Source organism: Betaproteobacteria bacterium, from assembly GCA_016709965.1.
In the GTDB taxonomy this organism is placed as follows: domain Bacteria; phylum Pseudomonadota; class Gammaproteobacteria; order Burkholderiales; family Rhodocyclaceae; genus Azonexus; species Azonexus amarohabitans.
In genome coordinates this window covers 765887-788050 of sequence record JADJLT010000006.1, presented here as the reverse complement: position 1 = coordinate 788050, position 22164 = coordinate 765887, and the positions used below count along the sequence as shown (strand labels likewise).

Annotated in this window: 20 protein-coding genes; 17 read left to right on the top strand and 3 right to left on the bottom strand. The window is 58.9% G+C overall.

Annotation, left to right across the window (positions count from 1 at the left end; translation table 11 throughout):
* The first annotated feature begins 17 nt into the window (after window positions 1-17).
* The 9 genes from IPJ12_18295 (at window position 18) to fumC (ending at window position 11479) form a co-directional block, all read left to right on the top strand.
* A complete protein-coding gene (locus tag IPJ12_18295; protein MBK7649044.1) occupies window positions 18-908 on the top strand; it encodes a hypothetical protein in 891 nt (296 codons plus the stop codon).
* A 27-nt stretch (window positions 909-935) separates the two neighbouring features.
* A complete protein-coding gene (locus IPJ12_18290; protein ID MBK7649043.1) occupies window positions 936-3089 on the top strand; it encodes a hypothetical protein in 2154 nt (717 codons plus the stop codon).
* Window positions 3090-3113: 24 nt separating this feature from the next.
* Entirely contained in the window at window positions 3114-4646 is a 1533-nt protein-coding gene (locus tag IPJ12_18285) for a c-type cytochrome (GenBank protein MBK7649042.1), read from the top strand.
* Window positions 4647-4659: 13 nt separating this feature from the next.
* Window positions 4660-6138 (top strand): c-type cytochrome, encoded by a 1479-nt coding sequence (locus IPJ12_18280; protein MBK7649041.1) that lies wholly within the window; start codon window positions 4660-4662, stop codon window positions 6136-6138.
* Between the two features lie 68 nt (window positions 6139-6206).
* Entirely contained in the window at window positions 6207-6695 is a 489-nt protein-coding gene (locus IPJ12_18275) for a hypothetical protein (protein ID MBK7649040.1), read from the top strand.
* 263 nt (window positions 6696-6958) lie between these two features.
* Window positions 6959-7504: a YkgJ family cysteine cluster protein gene (locus IPJ12_18270; protein MBK7649039.1), complete on the top strand. Its 546-nt coding sequence runs from the start codon at window positions 6959-6961 to the stop codon at window positions 7502-7504.
* A 217-nt stretch (window positions 7505-7721) separates the two neighbouring features.
* Window positions 7722-8675: a toll/interleukin-1 receptor domain-containing protein gene (locus IPJ12_18265; GenBank protein ID MBK7649038.1), complete on the top strand. Its 954-nt coding sequence runs from the start codon at window positions 7722-7724 to the stop codon at window positions 8673-8675.
* Complete coding sequence (locus tag IPJ12_18260; GenBank protein MBK7649037.1) at window positions 8672-9955, top strand: OmpA family protein; 1284 nt, start codon at window positions 8672-8674, stop codon at window positions 9953-9955. Before IPJ12_18265 ends, IPJ12_18260 begins: the two co-directional genes overlap by 4 nt.
* 135 nt (window positions 9956-10090) lie before the next feature.
* Complete coding sequence (fumC, locus tag IPJ12_18255) at window positions 10091-11479, top strand: class II fumarate hydratase (protein MBK7649036.1); 1389 nt, start codon at window positions 10091-10093, stop codon at window positions 11477-11479.
* A 136-nt stretch (window positions 11480-11615) separates the two neighbouring features.
* On the opposite strand, the gene IPJ12_18250 is transcribed toward fumC, so the two are convergent.
* Window positions 11616-12737 carry a metallophosphoesterase gene (locus IPJ12_18250; protein MBK7649035.1) on the bottom strand — a complete coding sequence of 374 codons (1122 nt, stop codon included), beginning with the start codon at window positions 12735-12737 and terminating at the stop codon, window positions 11616-11618.
* Window positions 12738-13060: 323 nt separating this feature from the next.
* Window positions 13061-13579, bottom strand: a complete 519-nt coding sequence (locus tag IPJ12_18245) for a superoxide dismutase family protein (GenBank protein ID MBK7649034.1) — start codon at window positions 13577-13579, stop codon at window positions 13061-13063.
* A gap of 198 nt (window positions 13580-13777) precedes the next feature.
* On the opposite strand from IPJ12_18245, the gene cysD reads away from it, so the two are divergent.
* The 8 genes from cysD to IPJ12_18205 all read left to right on the top strand — a co-directional run bounded on the left by cysD (window position 13778) and on the right by IPJ12_18205 (window position 20006).
* Window positions 13778-14707: a sulfate adenylyltransferase subunit CysD gene (cysD, locus tag IPJ12_18240; GenBank protein ID MBK7649033.1), complete on the top strand. Its 930-nt coding sequence runs from the start codon at window positions 13778-13780 to the stop codon at window positions 14705-14707.
* A complete protein-coding gene (locus IPJ12_18235; protein MBK7649032.1) occupies window positions 14707-15975 on the top strand; it encodes a sulfate adenylyltransferase in 1269 nt (422 codons plus the stop codon). The genes cysD and IPJ12_18235 overlap by 1 nt, the downstream gene beginning before the upstream one ends.
* A 215-nt stretch (window positions 15976-16190) precedes the next feature.
* A complete protein-coding gene (locus IPJ12_18230; GenBank protein ID MBK7649031.1) occupies window positions 16191-16718 on the top strand; it encodes a DUF3455 domain-containing protein in 528 nt (175 codons plus the stop codon).
* A gap of 45 nt (window positions 16719-16763) precedes the next feature.
* Window positions 16764-17021, top strand: coding sequence for a hypothetical protein (locus IPJ12_18225; GenBank protein ID MBK7649030.1), 258 nt, complete (start codon window positions 16764-16766; stop codon window positions 17019-17021).
* A gap of 13 nt (window positions 17022-17034) precedes the next feature.
* Window positions 17035-17841 carry a DUF692 domain-containing protein gene (locus IPJ12_18220; GenBank protein ID MBK7649029.1) on the top strand — a complete coding sequence of 269 codons (807 nt, stop codon included), beginning with the start codon at window positions 17035-17037 and terminating at the stop codon, window positions 17839-17841.
* Window positions 17814-18089, top strand: a complete 276-nt coding sequence (locus IPJ12_18215) for a putative DNA-binding domain-containing protein (GenBank protein ID MBK7649028.1) — start codon at window positions 17814-17816, stop codon at window positions 18087-18089. Before IPJ12_18220 ends, IPJ12_18215 begins: the two co-directional genes overlap by 28 nt.
* 209 nt (window positions 18090-18298) lie before the next feature.
* Window positions 18299-19114, top strand: a complete 816-nt coding sequence (locus IPJ12_18210; protein MBK7649027.1) for a response regulator — start codon at window positions 18299-18301, stop codon at window positions 19112-19114.
* 22 nt (window positions 19115-19136) lie between these two features.
* Window positions 19137-20006, top strand: coding sequence for an HDOD domain-containing protein (locus IPJ12_18205; protein MBK7649026.1), 870 nt, complete (start codon window positions 19137-19139; stop codon window positions 20004-20006).
* Window positions 20007-20041: 35 nt separating this feature from the next.
* Here IPJ12_18205 and IPJ12_18200 read toward each other — a convergent pair whose 3' ends face one another.
* Entirely contained in the window at window positions 20042-22024 is a 1983-nt protein-coding gene (locus IPJ12_18200; GenBank protein ID MBK7649025.1) for a TonB-dependent receptor, read from the bottom strand.
* Window positions 22025-22164 lie beyond the last annotated feature (140 nt).

The window sequence follows — 22164 nt, the reverse complement described above, 5'->3', positions numbered from 1 at the left end:
GCACGGGAGATCAGATCATGGGACTGCACACTTTTACCCCACGCACCGGCCTGATTGCGCTGGCCACCATCACCCTGCTGGTGGCCTGCGCCAAGCAGGAACCGCCCACCATCAACTTCGCACCTTACAGCAAGGACTACCAGAGCAAGATGAGTCTGGCGCAGGTTGATTACAAATATCCGATTGCACCGGCTGAACTGGCCAAGATCACGCCGGATTACCTGGCCAAACTGGATCAGGAACAACTCGACCAGATCTACGCACGCCTACCGGCTGGCCCCATCCCGGATGGCGCCTTCGACGGTCGCATCCTGCTGCCACGCGGAGAAAGCGGCAAATTCCGGCTCTCCGAGATCGTCGGAGGCTTTACCGGCATGGGCCTGCACCTAAAAGGGCTGCTGATCGAGGATATTGGCGAAGCGCTGTGGCGCGGCAAGGTCTTCTTCCGTGATGAACGGGTGCTGCGCAATCGCATCGACGACCTCTCCATCCTGAAAAAAATCGGGCTGGTCGAGGGTGAGCCGAAGAAGATGACCTACGGTGGCAAGGAAACCTGGCTGCTCTTCCCGGCCAAGCTGTACTGCGGGCAAAGCCTGCTCGATGCCCGACGCGAGTCGATCATCATCGATTATTTCTTCACCGACGAAATCCCCGGCTACCAGGAGAATCCGGACTATCTCGCAGGTCGCCGCGGCCTCAAGGTTCGTGACGAAATCCGCATGATCCGTCCCGGCCTCTACCTCGGCCGAGCCTATCTCGACCGCGCCTTTGCGCTTAATTTTACGCTCTACGACAAGGCCACCGACGAGAAATCCACCGAGGCTTTTGTCAAAACCGGCACGGTACAGCAAGACTGCTGGCCCGGCACGCAAGTACGCCCCGTCGTCGCTTCAGCCACCAAACCCTGATCTGTGGTCTGGTCATGGACACCGGTCATGACATTGCGCAACACCACGCTCGCCGGCCTGCTTGCCTTGGCCTGCGGGCCGGGGGCAAGCATGCATGCGGCGGCTGAAACGCCTTCCGTCGCGCCAAGCTGGGTAGTCACGCCAAGCCTGGCCGGTGAAAACCTGCCGCCGAGCGGGCGCTCCCTGTTTGATCAACTCTTTGCCATCTCGCGCAATGGCCGGAGCAGCATCGAGTTGCCCTGGCCGTTTGAATCCCTCCTCACCCGCCTCGACAGCGAACTGGCCCGTGATTCGGCCAACCCGCTGCCACCCGCCAAACGCATCCTGATCCCGCTCGGCCGTTCGCTGCAGCGCACGGCGGCCGCCCCGGACTATTTCGCCTTCCCGCGGGTGGTTGTTGCGGTCGACTCGGAAAATAGCCCAAATTCGAAATTTTTCCTGAAGGACCGCCTGTACATCGGCTATCAGGAAAAATCGTCGGTACTGGAAGTCATCAGCTACAACGAAAGCGCCGGGCGTTTCGAATTCCAGTTGGTCAAGGATTACCGCGCCGGCGGCAAGCCACAGATTTATTACGCCAACCGTAATCTCTGTTTTGCCTGCCACCAGAACGGCTCGCCCATTTTTTCCCGCGCCCTGTGGGATGAAACCAATGCCAACCCAAAAATCGCCAGCCTGCTCTCGGCCAGCGGCCGCAGCTTCTACGGCATCCCGCCCGGACGCGGCGTCGACATCCCTTATGCCATCGACAACGCCACCGAACGCGCCAATGGCTTCGCGCTGACCCAGCGCCTGTGGCGTGAAGGCTGTGGCAATGCCGCTCTCTCGGCCCGCCGTTGTCGGGCCGGCCTGTTCGTCGCTGCCCTGCGCCATTCACTGTCCGGCGGCCAGACATGGGCGCCCGATAACGATTTTCGCCAAGCAGTCGTCGAGCCGCTGTTCAAGGAAGCCAGCCAGCGCTGGCCCGGTGGCTTGGCCATCGGCAATCCCGATTTACCCAACCGAAATCCATTGGATGGCATGGGCAGTTGGCCGGAGGAACGTGGCGCAAGGATCGCCTTTTCCCATGTTGCGGCGCGTTTCGACCCGCTACTGCCCCGCCAGCCGCGAGATACCTGGCAGCCGGCAGCACCGGGCGCCATGAACACGCTGATCTCTGGTCTGTCCGAATTCGTTTCTGCCGCGGACCGACAAAATCTCGAAACGGCCCTTGTCCGGCAAACAGGCGTCGCCACTACTCGTAAAGTTTCAACTTGCCGGATCGCAATCACCGCCTCCCGCTGGTCCGTACAATGCAATCCTTCATCTGGCCAATCAGGGCCGAGCCTTACCGCCACCCTGTCGGTGAAAGCCGGTCGCCCGATCAGTGGCCAGATCAGCCGGTTCAGGCTGCCGGGCGGTACCGCACTGAGCAACATCGAACTGATCAGTGCGACTGGTGATTCAAGCTTAACCCCCCGCCTGAATGGACAACTACCGCGCACAGCCGAAGGTCATGCCTTGGCTCGGCTGAGCTTTCGTGCCGCTTCCGGCAATGCCGGCAATGCCGGCAGCGGCGAGGTTGCGCTGGAAATTCGCGAAGATTTTGCCGCAATCGACAAGGCGGTTGCAAAGCTGCTCGAATCGCCGCAAGGCGAGAAGTTGTTTGGCGCAACGCCGATTCCCCGTACCGAACTATTCACGGCGCTGCTAAGTAGCCTCGGTGCGGCTCGTTCGCCAGCCTGCTGCCAGGCGGCCGACGCATTGCCGCCGCCTCGACTGGAAGTAGTCGCCGCCATCCCCGGAGACAGCACCAATGCGCCGATTGATGAGGGCATACAACGGTTTTATCCCTACTGCGCGACCTGTCACCGTTCGGCCGAGACCTTCCCACCCAATTTCCTGACCGGCAATGGTCCCCAGGTTGTGGCCCGCCTGCGCCATTGCGCGCCCCGCCTATATGTGCGCCTGGCCATGGCCGATCTGGTGCCGGAACACCGCGACAAGACGCCGATGCCACCGGAGAGCATGCTACCCGCCTTCGCCAGCGATATCGCCAGCTGGAAGAACAGCCCAACCCGCACCGCCCTGCTCGCCCAGGTCAGCGACTGGCTACGCGCCGAAAACGGGCGTCCACCGAACCTGAACGAATTGCTGGCCGGTGGCTATGAATCCCTGCGTCCTTGTCTGCCAACTCAATAAAATCAAAACCCAAAGGGGAGCTCCATGAACCAACAATTCGAACCAAGCCCCGGCGAACAGCCCGCCAGCCCCTGGAAGCGCCGCTTCCTGATTCTCTTTGTCGTCACCATCGTCATTCCAGGCTTCATCGGGTTGCTGTTGCTCAAGCGCTTCGGCGAAGACATCCCGGTCGACTACGCCAACCCGGCAGAGCATTTCAAATACGGTTCGACCGGCGGCGAGCACGAGATGGGCTTCCCGTACTGGATCTGGAAGGCGCTACCCGAAGTCTGCCCGCAATACCTGCCCGGCAAGGGTTACCAATCGCTGGGCATGGTCTATGAGAAAAATCCCGACGGCAGCGACCGCGATCTGCCGGTCGGTACCTCGCAACGCCGCTACCAGGGTATCGACCGCGTTTTCGTCAATTGCGCTGCCTGCCATGTCAGCACCGTGCGCACTGCCGCCGACAAACCGGCCACCGTCGTCCTCGGCATGCCGGCCGCCACGTTCAATATGAAGGGATTCGAGGAATTCTTCTTCCGCTGCGCTGCTGACCCGAAGTTTTCCAAGGAATACATCCTGCCGGAGATCGAGAAACAAGGCGCCAACCTCGACCTGCTCGACCGCTATCTGGTCTACCCCATCGCCATCGCCATCATGCGCGACCGGGTGCTGGCGCTGGCCGGGCGTTTCGACTGGGTGTTCAAGCAACACGAATGGGGGCCGGGCCGGGTCGACACCTTCAACTCGGCCAAGGTCATCTTCAATTTCCCGATGAGCCATCTGGACCCCAAGGAATTCGACGCGCCGGCCGACTTCCCGTCGATCTGGCGGCAGCGCCAGCGCAAGGAGCCGAAGGAAATGCAGCTGCACTGGGACGGTAACAACACCACGGTCGAGGAGCGCAACAAGAGCGCCGCCTTCGGCACCGGCACGACACCACCCACCATCGACATCCAGCGCATCAAGCGCGTCGAGGCGTGGATCATGGATGCCGTGCCCCCTGCTTTTACCGACTTTTTCCCGGTTGACCGCAAGCTTGCCGCGCAGGGCGCCCCGGTCTATCAGCAATACTGCGCGTCGTGCCACGGCGTTTCGGGCAGCGATTTCAGCGGCGAGTATGTTGGTACAGTCGAGCCGCTGGCCAAAATCGGCACCGACCGCCGCCGACTGGATTCCTACACCTACACGCTGGCCGTCAATCAAGCCACGCTCTACGCCAGCTACCCTTGGCGCTTCACGCATTTCCAGAAAACCCACGGCTACGCCAACATGCCGCTCGACGGCCTGTGGTTGAGGGCGCCCTACCTGCACAACGGCTCGGTGCCCAGCCTGCGCGACCTGCTCGAACCGGCCGCCAAACGTCCGAAAGCCTTCTACCGCGGCAACGACGTTTATGACCCGGTAAAAGTCGGCTTCGTGTCAAACATTGCCGAAGCCAGTGGCAAGAAATTCTTCCGCCTCGACACCGCCCTGCCCGGCAACGGCAACGGCGGTCACGAGGGCAAGGCCTACGGCACCGAACTGAGCAGCGCGGACAAAGCCGCGCTGGTCGAGTTCCTGAAGACATTCTGAGAGGCACGAAATCATGACTACATCCTGCTCCTGCAAGACCTGGTTCAAGTACATCGGCCTCGCCCTGCTCGTCGTCGCCGCCATCGGCGGCATGATCGGCTATGACCGCGGCTTCCGCCAGTATCCGCAGCCCGACTGGGTGACCGCGACACCGGAAATGCGCTTCAAGTACGGCTCCATTGGCGCCGAGAACGACGCCGGCGTGCCCTACTGGATCTTCTATGTCCTGCCCCGCATCTTCCCGGAAAAGCTGACCCAGGACGGCCTGGTCATCCCCGGCGGCTATGCCTCACTTGGCGTGCCGTGGGAACAAGGCCAGGAATTGCCGGTCGGCTTCACCAAGAAAAAAATTGGCTTCGACCGCGTTGCCAACAATTGCGCCGTCTGCCACACCACCAGCTACCGCGAGAAAATCGATTCCAACCCCGTCTTCGTGGTCGGCGGATCGGGACATACCACCAATGTCGAAGGCTTCTTCCGCTACCTGATCGACTGCGCCAAGGACCCGCGCTTCAACGCCGACATCCTGATGGCCGAAATCAACCGGGTGGCTGACCTCGACTTCATCGACAAACTGCTCTATCGCTTCTTCATCATCCCGATCACCAAGAAGCGCCTGCTCGAACGCGAAGCCCAATTTGCCTGGGTGTACCGCAAGGATTTCCCGGACTGGGGACGCGGCCGCGACGATGCGATGAACCTGACCAAGTACTTCATGATCAAGGCGCCAATGGACGACACCTTCGGGCCGACCGACATGCCCTCGATCTGGAACCTGAAGAAATACGTCTGGGAAAAAGGCCACCGGATGAACTACGCCGGCGACAGCAACGACGCTTACTCGGTGATCATGGATTCCGCCCTCGGCGTGCTCGGCGCCGCACCGGCCAACAAGGCCGATTTCGTCGGCCAAGTAAAATGGCTCAAGGACTACCTCTCCGAACTACCCGCGCCGAAATATCCGTTTGCCATCAACACAGCCAAGGCAACTGCCGGCAAGCCATTGTTTGACGCCAATTGCGCCGCCTGCCACGCCAGCGACAAAACCGGCACGCCCTTGCCACTCGCGGCTGTCGGCACTGACCGCGGCAGGCTCGATTCGTGGAACAAGGGTGCCGCCATCAAGGCCAACCAGGTCGTCAAGGACATGGGTTTGGAACGCAAAGGACTGGTCGAGGAAGACCTGATCGGTTACGTCGCCCCCTTCCTCGACGGCATCTGGCTGAAGGCGCCTTATCTGCACAACGGCTCCGTTGCTACTCTGCGCGATCTTCTCGAACCCGCCGCCAGCCGGCCCAAGGTTTTCTGGCGCGGCTACGACGTCTACGACCAGACCAAGCTAGGTTTTGTCACCGATTCACCGGAAGCCAAACGCGTCGGTACCCGGCTTGACACGGCAAGCAAGGGCGGCGGCAACCAAGGGCATGAATTCGGCACGCGCCTGTCAGCCACGGAAAAGGATGCGTTGATCGAATACCTGAAAACTCTGTAAAACGCCCCGGGCTGACTATTGACAATACTCAGCCCGGCCCCCCACCCATTCGGAAAGGAAGGTGTCGTATGAAAACAAGCCTCCTGATCGCCAGCTCCGTACTGACTTTTACCTGCACCACCGTACTCGGCGCACCGGAAAAGCTCTCGCCAGCTGACCAAGCTGCAGCCTTCAAGGCCGCCGGCTTCAAGCTCAAGGGCAAGCGCTGGCAAGCCTGCGATGACCCGACCCCGACCTACTCCCCGGGTGCCATCGAGGATGTCCGCGACATCAACGGCGATGGTCTCCCCGAAGCGGTCATTACTGAAGGCGGCACCTACTGCTACGGCAATACGGGCGCCGGCTACAGCCTGGTCAGCAAGCAGGCCAATGGCAGCTGGAAGCTGATCACCAACGGCACGGGCATGATCACCTTCCTGAGCGGCAAGGGGGTCGGTGGCTGGCCGGACATCGAAATCGGCGGACCTGGTTTCTGCTTCCCGGTTGAGCGATGGAACGGCCGGCAATATGCGCTGCACCGGCATGAATACGAAGGCAAGCCCTGCCGACGGAAATAAGTCATCCAAGTTGCCGCCTGAATTCGATTACTGCGGTCAACCGGGAATTTTGGCCGAAATTGAAATTTCCGGGGTGTTGAAAACCGCGATCTACAGCTGAGTCGATTTGGTAAAGCAGCCTTTTTCGGAAATACGACCAGGCTGAGACGGTTTCTGCTCGTTCTATTGCCCTTCATCCCCTTGCATCCCGCTTCGGGATCGTGCTATCAGTGCGCGATGACCCTAACCCTACAATCCCCTGCACTTTCCCGGTCTGTTCTTCGATGAGCAAACGTGACACCATCCGCCGGCGGGCAAATGATCTTGCCACCGCAGCTGCCGCCTATCAGACCGCTGCCGTTATCCCTCATTGCACCACGTGTTCGAAGCCGTGTTGCCGGCTCGACACTCTCGTCCTCGAACTGGAATGGAAGCAAGTCAAGTCATTCTGGCATCTCGAAGAGTCGCGCCATGCCTTCGATAAGCGCCTGGACCTCGGCAAAGGCCCGGAAGAAATCCGGGCGGGGAATGGCCTTTACTATATCCATAGCAAGCCCTGCCCCGCCTACGACGACGCAGGTTCATCCTGCCGGGTTTACGGTCAGGAAATCAAGCCAGCGGGTTGCAGCGACTTTCCTGTGTATGAAGATCAAGGCTGCGTTGTCGCAGACCTGCGCTGCGAAGCCGTAGACATCGGGGCGCTGGCTAAGAGCATTGCCGACACCGTCGGGCCTGAGTTCCGCATCGTCCAGACCGCCGACAAGGAGTTCCCCTTTCTGGTCACCTTGTCAGTGCGAAGGCGATCTGGCAACGGCAATGCAGATCGGTAAAACAGTGCGAGAGGTGTCTGAAAGTCAATGGCGGATGATTGTGCAACAACGACATCCCATTGACGCCTTTCGCCTGCTCTAATTGAACGGAATACTATCTGCGCGGTCGACCAGACGAGGTTAACCGGCATGCTGACATCAAAGGTACTACCCGCCGACTGAGCGGGCTGGCCAATCCACGGATTTTCTGGTTTTTCTGGCCTCAATGGGGTAGGGGATGACCGATATTTTCCTGAGCTATACCGAGCGGGACCGCGACACGGCGCGACGTATTGCCGAGGTGCTTGGTTCTGCCGGCTGGAGCGTCTGGTGGGACCGGCGGATTCCGGCCGGAGAAACTTGGCGGACCGTGCTTGACCATGCGCTGGAAGACATGCGTTGCATGGTGGTCTTGTGGTCAGCCAAATCAATCGAAAGCGAGTGGGTTTACGAAGAGGCCAGCGAGGGGCGCCGCCAGCACAAGCTAGTGCCGGTAATGATAGAAAATGTGCGCCCGCCAGCCGGCTTTCGCGAAATCCAGGCGGCCGATCTGACTGGCTGGGATGGCTCGCCCGATTTCGATGGCCTGCGTATGTTGCTGACAGACCTTGAGAACCTGCTAGGCAAGCCGGCATCTCATGCTGCGGACAAAACTGGGTCTGATGGCCCGCGCCCAACCGGCCAAGGCAATACAAAAACTGATGGTGATTTGCCCTACGGCAAGACTGAACTACCCGGCTATTCGCCACCGGCCGCGTCCAGTAGTAAACCTCGCTGGCAACTTTGGGCGCTGGCAGGCAGCCTGCTTTTGGCAGCGGTAGTTGTGACCATCGGACTATCGTCGCGCCAGCATACCGTGCCGGCAACACCTGCTCCGGCACCTGTCAGCCAGCAACCGGAGATCAGCATGCCGCCAACTTCCCCGGCCACTACCCCCCCGCCCACCGCAAGCGTTCAGCGTAAGAATATAGATGAGGCGTTCAACAAATTGGAGGCATCGCGCACGGCAATGGAGGCATCGACGTTGACGCGCTCCGGCAGCAAGACGCTGCCTGATACGAAGGCCTCCACGAAACGTGGCGAAGCATTCCGACCATACGACCATTGCTCCGAATGGCTGGCAAAAATCCAGCTTGGCGAGACGCTGAATAGTGTTGAGCAAACCATTTTTGACGGAAAGTGCAAAAGATGAATTTCGCATACAAACACCTATTTCCTTCAGCCTTGTTCAGTACAGCTTTTGCCGCCCTGCTACTGGTCACCGGCTGCGACAGCCTCAAGGAATTCACCGGTTCGTCGACACCGGCATCAGCCCTACCCACTGCAAGCAGTTCGTCATCCCCGGCGGCTGCACCCAATACCCCACCACCCGCCCAGCCCTACGACCAGGCGGTCTTGAGCGCTGCAACGGCCTTGTTTTCCAATGCCAAACTACCGCCGGCCGGCAGCCCGGCCCAGCCGAAATACGCGCTGGTGATCGACCCGCTGGTCGACGGCATGACCGGCGCCCAATCGGTCGCCACGCGCTCGATGGGTAAGCGGCTGAGCGATTTGATGCACCAGCACTATCCGCAGTTCGACGTGCAGGCGTTTTCAGCGGCCAATGTGGCCAAGAGCCCGCTGGTGCTGATTGGCACGTTCACCGGGGTCAATGCCGAGCGCAAGACCGCTGGCCTACGTGAAACCTATCGCATCTGCTTTGCACTGGCCGATTTGCGTAGCGGCAAACTGGTCAGCAAAGGTTTGGCATTCGCGCTGCCCGAGGGCGTCGACCCGACCCCGCTGGCCTTTTTCCGCGATGCCCCGGCGTGGTCCGATGATCCGGCGACCGAGGGCTACATCAAGACTTGCCAGGGCACCAAGGCGGGCGACCCGATCAACCCGCTTTACCTGGATCGCATCATCGCCGCTTCGCTGGTTTCCGAAGCGATTGATGCCTATGATGCCGGGCGTTATCAGGATTCGCTTGAGCTTTACCAAAATGCGCTGGCAACGCCGGCCGGCAACCAGTTCCGCGTACACAACGGCATCTACTTGGCCAACTGGAAGCTGGGCCGTCAGCAACAGGCGGAAGCTGCCTTCGCCAGGATTGTCGACTTCGGGCTTGAACATAAGCGCCTGGCGGTCAAATTCCTGTTCCGCCCCGGATCAACCGCCTTCGTGCAGGACAAGAAGCTGAGCGGCCCCTACCCTGTCTGGCTGAAAACCATCGCACGGCAAACCTCGGGGGTCAGCAGCTGCCTGGAAGTGACCGGCCATACCAGCCCGACCGGTCCCGAGCCCTTGAATGAACGGCTGTCACTGTTGCGTGCGGAGTATGTGAAGGGACGACTGGCCAGCGCCTCCCCTCTGCTTGCCAAGCGAATGATTGCCAATGGCGTGGGATCGCGACAAACGATGGTGGGCACCGGCCGTGATGATGCCAGCGATGCACTGGATCGTCGTGTCGAGTTCAAGGTCATCGGGTGCTGATTTAGCGCTGAGAAATTTCCGTTAAAGAAAGGCCTGCAACCGAACCAATCGCCATCCTTCGACTCCAACCTTCATGCCTTGGATAGTTAAAGCTATTGGCTGAGACTCTTCGCCGGGGCAGCAAAGGACGGCGAGATGAAACGTCTTGAGAAGGATTCGTTCGGCACCATCGAAGTGGCAGCTGAACGTCTTTGGGGGGCACAAACCCAGCGCTCGCTGGAGCACTTTGCGATTTCGACCGAGCGCATGCCCGATGAACTGATCCACGCGCTGGCCATGACCAAAGCAGCCGGCGCCAGCATCAATCGGGCCTTGGGCCTGCTCGACCCCGACATTGCCGCGGCGATCATTCTTGCCGCCGATGAGGTCAGCGATGGTCGGCTGGCTGAAGAATTCCCGCTGTCGGTCTGGCAGACCGGCTCCGGTACGCAAACCAACATGAATTTGAACGAGGTGCTGGCCAACCGCGCCTCAGAGCTGCTTGGCGGCCAACGCGGCAACACCCGCCTCGTTCATCCCAACGACCAGGTCAATCTCGGTCAGTCTTCCAATGACATTTTCCCGACCGCCATGCATGTCGCTTCGGCCATCGGTGTCGAGCGGAAGCTGCTGCCGGCACTCCGGCTTCTGACTGCCACGCTGGCCCAAAAGTCGACCGAGTTTACCGAGATCATCAAGATTGGCCGAACCCATTTGCAGGACGCGACGCCGCTATCGCTCGGCCAGGAGTTTTCCGGTTACGTCGCGCAATTGCAGCACGTGGAATCGCGGATCGCCAGCAGCATGTCGTCGCTCTACCCGCTGGCGGTGGGCGGTACCGCCGTTGGAACCGGGCTGAACACGCATCCGGAATTCGGCCAGCGCGTGTCGGCAGAACTGGCCGAACGAAGCGGCCTGCCCTTCACCAGCGCGAGCAACAAATTCGCGGCACTGGCTGCCCACGACGGCATGGTGGCCGCGCACGGGGCGCTGAAGACGCTCGCGGTGGCCTTGATGAAAATCGCCAACGACATACGCTGGCTGGCCTCCGGCCCGCGTTCGGGGCTGGGTGAAATCGGCATTCCGGAAAACGAGCCGGGCAGCTCGATCATGCCCGGCAAGGTCAATCCGACCCAGTGCGAGGCGCTAACCATGCTTTGCTGTCAAGTCATGGGCAACGATGTGACCATCGGCATCGCAGGCGCTGCCGGCAATTTCGAACTCAATGTGTTCAAGCCGGTGATCGCCCACAACTTCCTTCAAAGTGTGCGGTTGCTGACAGACGGCATGTCGAGCTTCGAACGTCACTGCGCAAGCGGCATTACCGCCCATCGCCAACGCATTTGCGAGCAGATGGAACGTTCACTGATGCTGGTCACTGCGCTTACACCGCATATCGGCTACGACAAGGCGGCCGAAATTGCCAAGTTGGCGAACAAGGAAGGGACAACCCTGAAGCAAGCCGCGTTGAAACTGGGCTACGTCTCGGCGGAAGACTACGATCGCTGGGTGGTGCCGGCCGACATGATTCACCCGACGCGCTGAGCAGCGTTTTTCCAATTTGCGGCATGTTGTGACCAGCGCTACGGTCAACCGGAAAAAACGGCGTTATTTCAAATATTGAAAAGCACCTGCAGTCCGCCACGGCACGGAGCGCAGGTGCTGGCCTCAACCCATCCAATCAGGGCGCAGGATTGCCCAGGGCGGTGATTTTGCGCTGCCAGCTGAACGGCCCGAAGCTGTTCGCTTTGGAACGGCCTTCGCTATCACCCGGCTTGACGCTGAGCTTCAGCCATTCCATCGGCGCAACGCTGCCATGGACCACGATGCGGTGGAAGTTCGGCACGTGGTAACCGTTGGCATGCGACTCGTAGGCGTCGTTGCTGCAGGCCACTTCGCTGGCGCCGGATTCCGTCAGGCAGGGCGCGCCCTTGACCAGCGGATTGTCCGAACGGTAGCCGTGCGAGTCACCGTTCATCAGCAGTACCGGCTTGCCGAAGTTCGTGGCGTTGAGCGCGATGCTGTCGATGAACTGACGGTAGTTGGCGATGTGCAGGTCTTGCGGACTGGTGCCGTCCAGATCCCACATGTCGGCCTGCAACTGGATCAGCACGGCGCGGGCATGACTGGTCTTGGCCAGCGCGAAGGCCTTGTCCAGCCAGCGCAGGTCGGCGCTCGTGCGCTTGAGGACTTCGGCAGTCTGTTCCGGCGTCCGGGCGGCACCGTACCAGTTATCTTCATCGTTGTTCGAGCCGCCCGGTACATTCAGGGTGACGAAGACAACACCTGATTGCTCCCACATCACGTTCTCGACAAACTCGACATCGCTCGGGAAATTGGCATCAAACGACTGAGCCTGGGACAGCAAGGGCTTGTCGACAGCAATCGCGTTACCGGCGACCGGGAAGAAGATGTCACGCACATAGCCGAGGTTGGTCAAGGGATCGAGACCACCCTCCTTCGGCTTGTGGCAGTCGGTCCACTCGTTGTCACCCGGCGTATAAATCATGGGTGACTTGAAGCCCGGTGCGCTGGTCCACATGTCGTAAATCGACTGGTTATAGGCATAGGAACAGGTCTGCTTACCAGAATGGATGTCACCAAGGTGAAGGACGAGCGAGACATCGGTATCGGCATTGATGGCATTGATGAAGGCCGGGGTCGCCTTGAACTGGATAGTATCGCTGTCTTTCAGGCCATACGGCGTATCGCCGATGACGGCGATATTCAGGGCGCCGTCGCGGCGATGAGACTCGTCGGCTTGGGCTGTCGTCGCAGCAGCAAGCACGCTGGCCCCCAGCAACATGGGGAGGATAAATTTTTGCACGGGTGAATTCTCCAGGGATTAGGGAAGAACGGCGCCCATCTTCCTGAATGGAGAAGCACGGAAGAGCGCCGAAACGACAATCGAAATTGCCAACCCGAAGAATTCGCTTTTTAGATGACCGGGTGATGACAGTGAAGCACCGTCAAAAACTATTCCGAGACACTGCTAACCGACTCGCAAATTGAAAAGAGCCGCTCTCCAGAAAATCTGAAGAACAACTCTCAATTCCATCCAATCACTGCCTGCCACGGTCAACCGGAAAAAACGGCCAAAAATGAAATATTGGCCTGATCAGGTTTTCAATGGGCTGCTATGACGCCACAAGCCACGCGCTTGCCGGAATTGCCGGCCGGCTGCGACTTGTAGTCATCCGGATCGGCATGAATTACCACACTGCGACCCACCACGCCGGTTGGTCCGCTCAGGGTCAGGCCACTGACTTCCGCGCTGTATTTGGCCGTACCGCTGGCGTCTGCCACCAGATTGGGCATATCGCCACCATGGTGCTCTGCGCTGTCGTGATGGCCGTGGGCTTTGGCGGTCGGATTGAAATGGCCTTTGGCGCTGGTCGCATCCGGTGCGCTGCAGTCACCCACATCATGCACGTGGAAACCATGCTCACCGGGTGTCAGCCCGCTGACCATCGCCTCAACCCGCAACTTGCCATGGGCTTCGCTGAAATTCACCTTCCCGGACACCATGCTTCCCGACTTGGCAGCGAGATCGGCACTCGCCGAAGGGCCGCCTATTGATGTTGCACAAGCACTCAGCAAGATGGCAGAAAATGCACCTACAGCAATACCCAGACGTGGAATCATGAAGTTCTCCGACAAAAGCGTTAAGGGACAGGAATACACACTGTTACAAAGCCAGACCAATGTACCGGATGAACGTTCAACATGGCACCGGATTGTTTTATAACAATTTGAAATAACAAGATGCGCACTTGTTCTTAAAAGAATATTAGGGACTTGCTACAATGCCGCCCATTCGACAATCCCCGTGGATTACCCAGCATGACCCAACGCAACACACTTTCTCACCTCGACTGGCTCGAAGCCGAAGCCATCCACATCATGCGCGAAGTGGCCGGCCAGTGTTCCAACCCGGTGCTGCTGTTTTCCGGCGGAAAGGACTCGATCTGCATGCTGCGCCTGGCCGAGAAGGCCTTCCGCCCGGGCAAGTTCCCTTTCCCGCTGATGCACATCGACACCGGCCACAATTACAAGGAAGTCGTCGCCTTCCGCGACAAGCGCGCCGCCGAATTGGGCGAGCGCCTGATCGTGCGTTCAGTCGAAGACTCCATGAAGCGCGGCACCGTTGTACTGAAGCACGAAGGCGAATCGCGCAACAAGCACCAGTCAGTAACGCTGCTCGAAGCCATCGAGGAATTCGGTTTCGACGCCTGCATCGGCGGCGCCCGCCGCGATGAAGAAAAGGCCCGCGCCAAGGAACGCATCTTCAGCTTCCGCGACGAATTCGGTCAGTGGGATCCGAAGAATCAGCGCCCGGAACTGTGGAGCCTATACAACGCCCGCAGCCACAAGGGCGAAAACATCCGCGCCTTCCCGATCTCGAACTGGACGGAAATGGACGTCTGGCAATACATCGAGCGCGAAGGTCTCGAACTGCCGAACATCTACTTCGCCCACAAGCGTCCGGTCGTCATGCGCCAAGGCGCCATCGTGCCAGTCAACGTCCCCCTGGTTTCCGGCGAAGTCGCCAACCCGTCACGTGCCGGTGAAGAAATCATCGACCTGCTGGTGCGCTTCCGTACCGTTGGGGACATTTCCTGCACGGCGCCGGTAGAGTCCGATGCCGACACCGTCGAGAAAATCGTTCTCGAAACCGCCACCACCACCATCACCGAGCGCGGCGCTACCCGTCTGGATGACCAGACCAGCGACGCCTCCATGGAACAACGCAAAAAAGAGGGTTACTTCTGATGACCGCCCAAGTTGAAGATCACGGCCTGCTGCGCTTTTTGACCTGCGGCAGCGTTGATGACGGCAAGAGCACGCTGATCGGCCGCCTGCTGTTCGACACCAAGACCATTCTGGCCGATACGCTGTCCGCGATCACCAAGACATCTGAAAAGCGCGGCATGGGCGCGGTCGACCTGTCGTTGCTTACCGATGGCCTGCAAGCCGAGCGCGAACAGGGCATCACTATCGACGTCGCCTACCGCTATTTCAGCACCGGCACGCGCAAGTACATCATCGCCGACGCGCCGGGCCACGAGCAGTACACCCGCAACATGGTCACCGCCGCCTCGACCGCCAACCTCGCCATCATCCTAATCGATGCGCGCAAGGGCGTTCTGACCCAGACCCGCCGCCACTCCAAATTGGCGTCGCTGGTCGGCATTCCGCACCTGATCGTCGCCATCAACAAGATGGACCTCGCCGATTACTCGCAAGAAACCTACGAGCGCATCAAGGGTGAATACCTCGAATTCGCCGCCAAGGTCGGCATCGAAGACATCCGCTTCATCCCGCTCTCGGCGCTCAATGGCGACATGATCGTGGACCGTGGCGACAAGCTGAACTGGTACGAAGGCCCGACCCTGCTCGAAATGCTGGAAGTTGCCCCGGCCGCCCATACCGAACACACCGAGAAGTTCCGTTTCCCTGTCCAGTACGTCTGCCGCCCGCAGGATTCGGCCAATCCGGAACTGCATGACTACCGTGGCTTCATGGGCCGCGTCGAAGCCGGCTCAATCAAGGTCGGCGATGCCGTCACCGTCTTGCCTTCTGGCCGCGAGTCGACCGTCAAGGCCGTACAAATCGGCGGCGTCGATATCGGCGAAGCCTTCTGCGAACAATCCATCACCCTGCTGCTGGCCGATGAAATCGACACCTCGCGTGGCGACATGATCGTCAAATCGAGCGAAGTCCCGGCGGCGGTAAAGCAGATCGAAGCCACCGTCTGCTGGATGGCCGAAGCGCCGATGGACCGCGCCCGCACCTATCTGATACGCCACACAACGCGCGACTCGAAAGCCAAACTGGCCGCCATCGACCATCGCCTCGACGTCAACACCCTGGAAAAAGTCCCGGCCGAAAAGCTTGCGATGAACGACATCGCGCAAGTCACCTTCAAGCTGGCCCAACCGCTGTTCGCCGACCCCTACCTGGAAAACCGCGGCACGGGCGCTTTCATCATCATCGACGAAAGCAACAACAACACCGTTGGTGCAGGGATGATCCTGTAGCTCACTGAGCTGATCCACCAGACAAGACGGAACCTGCGGGTTCCGTTTTTTTGTCTGCAAAAACCGAATATCAAATCGTCCACTCGTCGGTGTTGGCATTCGACTGGAAAAATATTTTCAATTCTCTGCATCCGGATTTTTCAAGCCTGCGTAATGCATGACAGGAGCTGACATTTTGCTCCCCCAACCCATCCATCACGGACAAGGAGAAAGTCATGCAAGCACTGCGCACTGCAGTTTCAGTTTCCATCCTGGCAACCGCCTCCGCAGCATTTGCCAATGTCGACAACATGTCCCTGCCCGAGCAGGTCCGCGTTCCCGATGCTCATGTCCAGAAAGCCTGGACGGTGGGGATCGGCGAGGTCACCTACGCCTGCCGCGAAAAGGCTGATCAGCCTGGCAGTTATGCCTGGACCTTCGTGGTTCCCGCCGCAACCCTCTATGACGCCGGCAAGAAAGAAGTCGGCAAGTATTACGGTGGCCCGACCTGGGAGAGCAAGGACGGCTCCAAGGTCACCGGCAAACAGGTCGCAGTGGCGCCCAACTCGGCAGGCAACCTGCCGTTGCAACTGGTCAAGGCCAATCCGGCCACCGGCGACGGTGCCATGACCGGCGTGAGCTATATCCAGCGCCTTAATACGGTCGGTGGTGCTGCCCCGTCCAAGGTCTGCGACACCGCCAGCGCCGGCCAGGAAATGAAGGTCGCCTACCAGGCCGACTACGTTTTCTACACCGCTCGTTGATTTCCCGTTTTTCCCAAACCTACACACCCAAGATAAGGAATGATAATGAATCTGAAGACCCTGGCCGCCCTGGCCGTAACCATCGTCGCCACCACCACCGTCGTAGCCGGTGAGGCCAACAAGTCCTGCGGTGCCAACAGTAAATGCGCCAAGAAGGAACAGATGAGCGCGGCCGATGCCAAATGCTCGAAAAAAGATGCTTCGTGCTCGAAGAAGGAGGCCAGTTGTTCCAAGAAAGAGGCATCTTGCTCTAAGAAAGAAGCCAGTTGCTCGAAAAAAGACGCCAGCTGCAGCAAGAAGTAAGGCACTGCAAGTCATGAGGAATACGGGGGTGGCCACGAGGATTGGTCTGGGGTTCCGCAGCGAAATGCTGGACTGGGAACCTGCAGCCATCAAGGCCGACTTTTTCGAGGTCGCCCCCGAAAACTGGATCCGGCGGGATCGGGCACCGCTCTACCGCTTGCTCGAAATCGGCCGGCCCATCCAGTTGCATGGCGTGTCTCTTAATCTGGGCGGGCACGGAGAAATTGGTCAGGATTTTCTACGATCGGTTCGAGAGCTGATTGATGACCTCGGGACTAGCTACTATTCTGATCATCTCGCCGCCAGTGGCGACGCGCACCAATTGTATGACCTGTTCCCCATTCCCTTCACCGAGGCGGAGGTCATACGCGTCAGCGACCGGATTCGCAGCGTACAGGATGTTCTGGGACGCCGGATCGGTGTCGAGAACACAACTTACTACACCAATGTCGGCGACCTGTCCGAGGCGGAGTTTCTCGCCCGCGTCGCCGAGCGTGCTGATTGCGACATCCTTCTCGACGTCAACAATATTCGTGTCAATGACAAGAACCACGGCAAAGCGACGATAGATCAATTCCTGTCGCAAATCGATTGCCAGCGGGCCAGCTATCTGCATGTAGCCGGCCACGAGTTCGACGACCGCTTCGGCCTTTACATGGACACCCACAGCCAACCGGTCGAAGCCGATACAGCCACTGCCACCCGCATGCTGGCTCAAAAATACAACAAGGCGATCCTTCTCGAATGGGACAACGATGTGCCCGACCTAACCACCATCAACAGGGAGCTGGCATGCCTGAGGAATTCTTCGATTATGTAAGGGGTGCCTCTGATGTAATCCCTGAAGGCTATGCCGAGGCCGGTCTGCGGGCCTATCGCCATCTGGTATTTTTGGGCGTATCGCAGTTGCTGGCGGCACACTACCCGGCCTTGCGTGAACAACTGTCGAATGAGCAATGGCAATTCCTGCTCGCCAACTTCATCCGAAACTCTGCCTGGACATCCAATTTTTATGGCGATCTGGTGCCGGCCTTCATGAGTTATATCGATCATGAAAGCGGTCAATAGAGCACGAAGTGGTAGCCTCATGGAAAAACGTTTGACGCTAGTCGGCTAATCGCCGGTATCGGCGCAGGTGGCAGAAAACAATGTCTCGGAACGCGCCGTCTGACCCCCACGCTCCCCATTGCGCCATTTCGCGGTTAACATGGCGGTAGCAATCTACTCTGCCCCAATAACCCCAAAACCGGCATCCACTAAGCCGATGAAAGATTTTGATGCGCATCCTGATCGTTGATGACAATGCCTCGATGCGAACCTTGCTCAGCGCCTTGTTATGCAGCCAAGGCTATGAGGTCGTGGGCGCGCTCGAAGACGGCAATACCGTCATGGCAGCCATCGGTAAAGTGCTTCCGGATATCGTCTGTCTCGACTACCAGCTACCCGGCCGTGACGGACTCGACATCCTGCAAGAGATCAACGCGAGGCATCCGGAAATCGATGTGTTGTTCATGACGGCCTCGGAAAGCGCCGGGATTGAGGAACGGGCCGCAGATGCCGGTTCGGCGGGCTTTTTGCGCAAGCCATTCGGGCAGAAACAGGTGATCGACGAACTGAAGCAGGTAACCGAGACTCGCAAGCATGCCTCACGACCCGACCTGCCTCCTGCTGCCACCAACTCGCCTTCACTTCCGCCAGTTGAAGCCGCCCCCCGCAAAAGCAGCGCCAAACAGCGAACCGTCGTGATTGCCGACGACAACAGCTCGATTCGCATGCTGCTCAAAGGCGTGCTCATTGAATTGGGCATGAACATCGTCGCCCAGGCGAGTAATGGCGAAGAAGCGATCCGTGCCGCGCAAACCCACCAGCCCGCGGTGCTCTTTCTTGATGTCAACATGCCCATCCTCTCAGGCCTGGAGGCATTGCCCAGAATTATCGAGGTCAGTCCTAAAACTGCCGTGGTCATGGTGACGGGTGATACATCGCGCAACATCGTCCAGCAGGCAGCCGGGCTGGGTGCGCGTGGCTACATTCTCAAACCCGTACGCCCCGCCTACGTCGAAAATTTCCTGAAAACGCTCTTCAGCGCGTAACTGGATCCGGAAAGGATTTGCCATGACCCTGATGATCGACTTTCCGTTCCCGGGCGCCAACGCATGGGTCGAGCATTTCACGGAAATCGAGCTGCCGGTGTTGCGTCATACGGTGCAGCAGCTCAACGAGCTGCGCGACACGGCAGAGACAATCAATACCCGCAAACTTGCGGCGATCATCGAGCACGACCCGCTGATGACGTTGCGGGTATTCAGAACCATGCAGCAGCGCCGATCCAAAAGCCAGTCCGCCGATATCACGACCATCGAACGCTCGCTGGTCATGATGGGTACCCAGGGTTTTTACGATAGCCTCGAGGATCTGCCGATCATCGAGCAGCAACTGAAAGGCTATCCGAAGGCCATGCTCGGTTTGCTCAAGGTCATTGCCCGCTCCCGCCATGCCGCAGCCTGGGCCCGCGACTGGGCGCTGCTGCGCCAGAACGCCAGCTTCGAAGAGGTCACCATGGCAGCGTTGCTCCATGACTTTGTCGAAATCCTGATGTGGTGCTTCGCACCCTCGCTGGCCAGCCAGGCCAAGGAACGCCTGGCCAACGACAGCGTCAAGCGCTCAGGCAGCATTCAGCAAGAAATTTTCGGCGCCCCGCTGGATGAGATCATGATCGAGTTGGTCGCTCATTGGGGATTGCCCCCCCTGTTGCGCACGCTGATGAACCCTGGCAATGCCGATGCTGCCAATGTCCGGAACGTCAAGCTGGCCGTCGATCTTGCCCGGCACACCGGAAACAGCTGGACCGATGCTGCCTTGCCAGATGATTATCAGGCCATCGAAGCGCTACTCCATATCGGCCATAGCCATCTGCTCGAACGCATCGGCGCTCCAGATGAGCAGATTCAGGCCGCACGACTGGCCGAAGCCGAACGCGACTAGTTATCGTCCGGATTCCGGATGCGCTTCCGGGCACCTCAAAGATCGTAATTGAGCTGAACCCAATAAGTTCGGCCATCCATGCGCAGCGAGTCCTGGGCAACGCCGCTATCAGGGCGCCAGTCAAAGGGGGACACCACTTCGTATTCACGGTCGAACAAATTGCGGATGCTTAACGATGCCGAAATGCCATGCCACTTTTGTTCGCTGGAGAAGGTCAGATTGGCGAGTGCGACACCTGACAGTTTTCTCTTCTCAAGGGTCAGGCGCGAGCCGATGTACTGCCCTTCCAGACCAGTACGTAGGGTATTGGCCAACATCGGAAAAGTAAGATTGAACTTGACCAGGAAATTTGGCGAATTCACCAGCCCGGCACCATCGACATCAATGGCGTGCTGCCAGGCCATACTGCCACGAGTTCGAATGCCGTTGTCCCACATGCTTTCCAGTTCAATTTCCAGACCATGAGAGCGACTGGCGCCGGTGGCTGCATAGTCGCCAATGGCATCGCTATAGACCATCTGGTTGGTTCGAAGATAGCGATACCAGGACCCGGTAAAACGGGTATGGCGAGAAAACTCGTGCTGCAACACCAACTCGGTCGCCGAGACATATTCGGGCGCGGCGACCGAACCAAACCATGAGCGCTCATTGGCATTCGGCATCCGGAATGCCTCGCTGTACGAAGCCTTCCAGGTCGTTTGCAAACCCGGCTTGTAAATCAATGCCAGCCGCGGGCTCCAGTTGCCATCGAGGTCACTTGCATCGTCATAGCGCACCCCGAGATTGAGCCACCAACGCTCATTGATCCGGTATTCATCCGTGATGTAGAAACTGGTGGTTTGCCGCGCGTAAGACTCGTTGATTTGCCGCACCACGGCGCGCTCAGGTGAGAGATAGCGCCAATCAAATTTCTGGCGCTGATCGTTCCGGTATTCAAGCCCGAAAACCAGGGTGTGATCGCGAAACCAGTTGCTCACAAACTTCTGGTCGAAACCCCACCACTGTCCCTGAAAATCACGATGCCCGTATTTTTCGCCATCGCTGAAGTCGGTATACTCGCGCATTGAATCGTAGTCATAGTGACCAAGATAAAAGCGCGACACCGAGCGGAGCATCGCCCCAAGATCGGCCTGGTAACTGGCATTCAAGTAGGCATTTTCGTCCTGAACGACAAACGGCGAATTGAAGGCGGTCGAGCTGCTGGGGTTGCTTGGCACCGATTTTTTGCGGTCAACAAAGCCCCCTTCGATGGTCAGCCCCTCGAAGGAAAACTTGCCGAAGATCCGCTTGTTGCTCTCGCCATCCTGCCTTTCGGCAATTCCATTATTGGTCGCCGGCGAGTCATAGGCCGGGAAGTACAAATTGCGACCATTGACATCCAGCACCGACACCGAAAACAAGACATCAGCGCCGTTTTCAAAGCGCTTGCCATAGCTCGCCCGCTGCTTCTGGCCACCGTGGCTGGACATTTCCACAGACAACTGGGCGGCATTGAAGTCACGCCCCTTGCGGGTAACAACGTTGATGATCCCCAGCATGGCGTTGTTGCCATAAGTTACCGAGCCGGTTCCCGGGACGTATTCGACACGCTCGACCAGTTCAAGATCGAGGAGGCCGGAATCGTCAATGTAGGCCTGATTGAAGAGATTGTCCTGAGTGGCGTAGCCGTCGATCAGGAGCATGATGCGCCCGGCGTAGTCGCCCGGCACACCAAAGCTGCGCCCCCCCAGATACTGGTAGCGACGATCGTAGGTCGTATAGAGTCCGCGCATGCTGTTGATCACATCGGCCAGCGTGCGATAGCCGTAGGCCCGAATATCAGCCGCCGTGACTATGGTGACCGCCGACGGTGAGTCGCTCACTTGCTGCGCCAGCTGGATGACCGGTACGGCCTCCCGATGCATCAGCTGGTCAAACGGGATTTCAGTCAGCTCGTCAGCGGCGCCAGCCGTAGCAGCGCCGCCCAGAAACAGCAGGCACAGGGCACCACACCAAAATGACCACCTACACCCACCCATTTTGCCAACCAAATACCCTACTCAACCTGACCTCCGGCTTGATTTAAGCATGCGTACCGCATAGAAGATTCGTATTTTATGCTGATTTTGTTACCCTTGAAGAACAACGCTAGAAATAGACGATCAATGTCAAAACAACA

Coding starts and splice junctions, on each gene's coding strand:
- IPJ12_18280 (MBK7649041.1), top strand. CDS start 4,660: ATGACTACATCCTGCTCCTGCAAGACCTGGTTCAAGTACATCGGCCTC.
- IPJ12_18215 (MBK7649028.1), top strand. CDS start 17,814: ATGCCTGAGGAATTCTTCGATTATGTAAGGGGTGCCTCTGATGTAATC.
- IPJ12_18220 (MBK7649029.1), top strand. CDS start 17,035: ATGAGGAATACGGGGGTGGCCACGAGGATTGGTCTGGGGTTCCGCAGC.
- IPJ12_18290 (MBK7649043.1), top strand. CDS start 936: ATGACATTGCGCAACACCACGCTCGCCGGCCTGCTTGCCTTGGCCTGC.
- IPJ12_18270 (MBK7649039.1), top strand. CDS start 6,959: ATGAGCAAACGTGACACCATCCGCCGGCGGGCAAATGATCTTGCCACC.
- cysD (MBK7649033.1), top strand. CDS start 13,778: ATGACCCAACGCAACACACTTTCTCACCTCGACTGGCTCGAAGCCGAA.
- IPJ12_18260 (MBK7649037.1), top strand. CDS start 8,672: ATGAATTTCGCATACAAACACCTATTTCCTTCAGCCTTGTTCAGTACA.
- IPJ12_18295 (MBK7649044.1), top strand. CDS start 18: ATGGGACTGCACACTTTTACCCCACGCACCGGCCTGATTGCGCTGGCC.
- IPJ12_18210 (MBK7649027.1), top strand. CDS start 18,299: ATGCGCATCCTGATCGTTGATGACAATGCCTCGATGCGAACCTTGCTC.
- IPJ12_18225 (MBK7649030.1), top strand. CDS start 16,764: ATGAATCTGAAGACCCTGGCCGCCCTGGCCGTAACCATCGTCGCCACC.
- IPJ12_18245 (MBK7649034.1), bottom strand. CDS start 13,579: ATGATTCCACGTCTGGGTATTGCTGTAGGTGCATTTTCTGCCATCTTG.
- fumC (MBK7649036.1), top strand. CDS start 10,091: ATGAAACGTCTTGAGAAGGATTCGTTCGGCACCATCGAAGTGGCAGCT.
- IPJ12_18265 (MBK7649038.1), top strand. CDS start 7,722: ATGACCGATATTTTCCTGAGCTATACCGAGCGGGACCGCGACACGGCG.
- IPJ12_18275 (MBK7649040.1), top strand. CDS start 6,207: ATGAAAACAAGCCTCCTGATCGCCAGCTCCGTACTGACTTTTACCTGC.
- IPJ12_18235 (MBK7649032.1), top strand. CDS start 14,707: ATGACCGCCCAAGTTGAAGATCACGGCCTGCTGCGCTTTTTGACCTGC.
- IPJ12_18285 (MBK7649042.1), top strand. CDS start 3,114: ATGAACCAACAATTCGAACCAAGCCCCGGCGAACAGCCCGCCAGCCCC.
- IPJ12_18230 (MBK7649031.1), top strand. CDS start 16,191: ATGCAAGCACTGCGCACTGCAGTTTCAGTTTCCATCCTGGCAACCGCC.
- IPJ12_18205 (MBK7649026.1), top strand. CDS start 19,137: ATGACCCTGATGATCGACTTTCCGTTCCCGGGCGCCAACGCATGGGTC.
- IPJ12_18200 (MBK7649025.1), bottom strand. CDS start 22,024: ATGGGTGGGTGTAGGTGGTCATTTTGGTGTGGTGCCCTGTGCCTGCTG.